This window comes from Pseudomonas sp. Q2-TVG4-2, from assembly GCF_013620795.1.
Lineage (GTDB): Bacteria > Pseudomonadota > Gammaproteobacteria > Pseudomonadales > Pseudomonadaceae > Stutzerimonas.
Window position 1 is genome coordinate 1 of record NZ_LGLW01000024.1, and the last position, 3,679, is coordinate 3,679.

Consider the following 3,679-nt stretch of genomic DNA (forward strand, 5'->3'; position numbering starts at 1 on the left):
TCTTCATGGTCGGTGCCCTGCGCCCCGACACGGGCACCGAACTCGAGCGCAAGGTCGACAGGGACCTGCGCGAGATCCACGTTGCCTTGGACAGCCTCGGCCCTATCTCGAATCACACCAGCCAGCGGTGGTAATTCGCTGAGCGCTCACCTCCATGATCATACCTGACGACCTTGCCAGACATTTCAACGTGTCCGAGGCGCATCGCTTTGGTAAGATTCAGAGCATTTTTGCAGGTTGAGTTTCGAGGGCGGGCAATGAGATCAGTGGAACTATTCGCCGGCGCGGGTGGCCTGGCAATGGGTTGCGAGATCGCGGGCTTCGAACACCTTGCCGTGGTGGAATGGGACAAGTGGGCCTGTGACACCGTTAGGGAGAACAAGCGGCGTGGATATCCGCTGCTGGCGAGCTGGAATCTTCACGAGGGGGATGTCCGTGAGTTCGATTGGGCCTCCATCCCGAAGGACATCGAGCTCCTCTCGGGCGGTCCGCCTTGTCAGCCGTTTTCGATCGGTGGCAAGCACAGCGCCCAAGCGGACAAGCGGGACATGTTTCCCGCCACTGTTGAGGTCATACGCCGCCTGAGACCAAAGGCGTTTATCGTTGAGAACGTCAAGGGCCTGACCCGCGCGACATTCGCCAATTATTTTCACTACATCCAGCTCCAGCTCGAGTTTCCCGAACTACCCCCCATCGGTGACGAGGATTGGAGCGTGCATCTCAAGCGCTTGCAGGAAGAGCGGACCTCGGGCAAAAGCAAGGGCGCGGGCCTGACATACAATGTCGTGCCGACCTTGGTGAACGCCGCCAACTACGGTGTGCCTCAAAAGCGCGAGCGGGTATTCCTGGTCGGGTTCAGGGATGACCTCGGAGTGGAGTGGTCATTCCCTGAACCAACTCACAGTTACGAGGCGTTGCTTCACGATCAATGGGTCACTGGCGCCTACTGGGCGCGCCATGGATTGTCGATGCCGGAAGTGCCGACCAAGCTTGTAGGGCGTGTCGAAAAGCTCCGGACAGCAAAGGCTCCGTTGACGACGCTGCCATGGCGCACCGTCAGGGACGCCATCCATGACTTGCCGGACCCAGAGTCGTCGTTGGCCACGACCGTGCCAAATCACCTGTTTCAGTTCGGCGCGCGCGTTTATCCAGGCCATACGGGTAGCCCGCTAGACCTTCCCGCCAAGACACTCAAAGCCGGGGACCATGGCGTTCCTGGCGGCGAAAATATGCTGGTTAGGCGCGACGGCAGCGTCCGCTACTTCACGGTGCGGGAGAGCGCGCGCATTCAAACCTTCCCGGATGGCTACAGATTTCATGGCAGTTGGACTGAAACGATGCGCCAACTAGGCAACGCGGTGCCGGTGCTGCTGGCCCAGCGGGTGGCCTCGAGTGTGGCTGAAAAACTTGCCATGGCGGAATTGAGCAAACTGAAAAAACAGGACATCTGTAAAGGAAGGGAAACCGCGTGACTGGAAAGGTAATTCCGTTTAATCCGCTGGATAAAAAGAACCTGGGCGCGAGCGTCGCCGAGGCGTTGTTGACAAAAGAGATCCATCCGCTAGGTGATCTGCCGGCGTTCGAGGGCGCGGGCATTTATGCCATCTACTACTCGGGCGACTTCCCGGCATACGCGCAGGTTTCCCAGCTGAACCGTGATGGAAGGTTCATGCTGCCTATCTACGTAGGCAAGGCTGTTCCGCCAGGCGCACGGATGGGGGCAAATCTTGAGGTGCCGGCTGGGAAGGTGTTGCAGAAACGTCTGAAGGAGCATGCCGACAGCATTCGCGCCGCTGAAAACATAAACATCGAGGATTTTCATTGCCGCTTTCTTGTGGTGGACGATATCTGGATTCCGCTTGGCGAGTCACTGATTATTGCCCGCTTCACCCCGGTGTGGAATTCGCTTATTGATGGTTTCGGCAACCACAACCCCGGCAAGGGGCGACACGCTGGCATGCGTCCCCGATGGGACGTCTTGCATCCTGGACGAGAGTGGGCCATGCGTCTCGTGGAGCGCCCAGAGTCGCAAGAGCAGATCGCCCAGGATGCCGAAACTTACCTCCGAGTGTTGCCGGCATGCCTTTCAGGTCAATTCATCGAGGCTGAAGGCGAGTAACTATAATATCTAAAAAGTCAGCCCTGCTTCTGAACGGCAGCGTCTCTGTTTCGACGCTACTGCAGGCGTGCGGCTTGCGGCGTGTGGTTTGGCTAAGGGAAGTCGAAGAGACATGGAGTATTTCAAGGATCTGGAGTTTGATCTGCCTTCCGCACTGTTGGCGGAATTAGTCGACTTGTTCGAGCAAATGACGCCGGGGCCGCTCAATGAGGAAGCGGTTCTGGAGGTGCCGGAGCAGCAGGGGGTCTACCAGCTGTTTTTTGATGGCGATCTGGTCTACGTTGGGAAAACCGACGCAGACGCCGGTTTGAGGCAACGACTGCTGCGCCACGCGAAGAAAATCCGCTCTCGCCGGAATCTGCATCAGAGCCAGGTTGCATTCAAGGCTGTTCGGGTCTACGTGTTTACCGCGATGGATCTCGAGGATTTGCTCATCAAGCATTACCGCGGCGCCGGAGTTTCTCTCGCCTGGAATCTCAGCGGTTTCGGCTCCAACGATCCTGGGCGTAACAGAGACAAGTCCGTGGTTAAGGAGAGCCATTTCGACAGTATCTATCCCATCGACCTAGGTTTTGAGGCGCGTGTCGTTCAGCCTGAAGGTGACCGTAGTGTGGCCGAGGTGCTGAGACAATTAAAAGATCAATTGGCCTACACGGTCAGGTATCAAAATGCCGGCGGTCGTTCCAAACGGCCGCATACTGACCTGGTTGAAACGCAGGTCAGCCTGCGTTCGGAGGAGAGCAGTGTTTTGAATGTCCTTCGACAGGTTAAAACCGTGTTGGGCGAAGAGTGGCAAATCACGGCGCTGCCTGGTTATGTGATCATCTACAAAGAGAGTGAGCGCTATATTCATGGCGAGGTCATTCAGGCTGGATGGTAGTGGCACCCGTGAGGAATGCCCGCAAGCGCCGTTCCAGCGCATCCAATTTCCGCAGCTCGCATTCCCAGACCACCAATGTCTCCCATCCTGCGTCATGAAGCTTTCTTAGGTTCACCTCGTCGCGAGCTTTATTGCCGTCGAGCTTTGCCAGCCAAAACTCCTTGTTTGACTTGGGAGTTCGAGCCAGGGCGCAGCCCCCATGGCGATGCCAAAAACAACCATGTACGAAGATGACTTTTCGCTTACGAGAGAACACCAGGTCTGGCTTGCCAGGTAGCTTGGCGTCGTGCAGTCGGTAGCGGAACCCGGCGCCATGCACCAAGCGCCGGACTAGCATCTCAGGACGTGTGTTCTTGCCCTTCACCAAGGACATGATGCGGCTGCGCTCGTCGGCGCTGATGGTGTCCACCATGGCGATGTCCGCGCTTATTCGATTTTGCCATTTCGCTGAGTCTCGAGTCAGAACTCCAGAGCCAGTCGGCGAGGATGATCCGATTCGTTTTCCGGCAGAGCTGGGTCGCCGTTCCAGCGAGTCTTCGTCGTGATGTATCAATTCCTCTGACAACCTGACCATTAGGTTGTGCGGGCGTGACCACTGGCACCTCGGAGTCAGGCTTCTCCACGTCAGCGATAAGCGCCCCCGCGGGTTGAGACGGCCCCGCCGGCTCGATGCGCAGCAC

The 3,679-nt window shown here is 57.6% G+C and carries 4 protein-coding genes; 3 read left to right on the top strand and 1 reads right to left on the bottom strand.

All coding sequences use genetic code 11. The features are described from left to right. Nucleotides 1–257 precede the first annotated feature (257 nt). The 3 genes from H3028_RS20950 (at nt 258) to H3028_RS20960 (ending at nt 2,999) form a co-directional block, all read left to right on the top strand. Complete coding sequence (locus H3028_RS20950; RefSeq protein ID WP_181299124.1) at nt 258–1,472, top strand: DNA cytosine methyltransferase; 1,215 nt, start codon at nt 258–260, stop codon at nt 1,470–1,472. Continuing rightward, nucleotides 1,469–2,119, top strand: a complete 651-nt coding sequence (locus H3028_RS20955; protein ID WP_181299121.1) for an Eco29kI family restriction endonuclease — start codon at nt 1,469–1,471, stop codon at nt 2,117–2,119. The genes H3028_RS20950 and H3028_RS20955 overlap by 4 nt, the downstream gene beginning before the upstream one ends. A gap of 112 nt (nt 2,120–2,231) precedes the next feature. Next, nucleotides 2,232–2,999 carry a GIY-YIG nuclease family protein gene (locus H3028_RS20960; protein ID WP_181299122.1) on the top strand — a complete coding sequence of 256 codons (768 nt, stop codon included), beginning with the start codon at nt 2,232–2,234 and terminating at the stop codon, nt 2,997–2,999. Here H3028_RS20960 and H3028_RS20965 read toward each other — a convergent pair. After that, complete coding sequence (locus H3028_RS20965; protein WP_181299123.1) at nt 2,980–3,411, bottom strand: very short patch repair endonuclease; 432 nt, start codon at nt 3,409–3,411, stop codon at nt 2,980–2,982. The genes H3028_RS20960 and H3028_RS20965 overlap by 20 nt on opposite strands. Between the last annotated feature and the right edge of the window lie 268 nt (nt 3,412–3,679).

Excerpts from the sequence above, each read along its gene's own strand:
- H3028_RS20950 (WP_181299124.1), top strand. The coding sequence starts at position 258 with ATGAGATCAGTGGAACTATTCGCCGGCGCGGGTGGCCTGGCAATGGGT.
- H3028_RS20960 (WP_181299122.1), top strand. The coding sequence starts at position 2,232 with ATGGAGTATTTCAAGGATCTGGAGTTTGATCTGCCTTCCGCACTGTTG.
- H3028_RS20965 (WP_181299123.1), bottom strand. The coding sequence starts at position 3,411 with ATGGTGGACACCATCAGCGCCGACGAGCGCAGCCGCATCATGTCCTTG.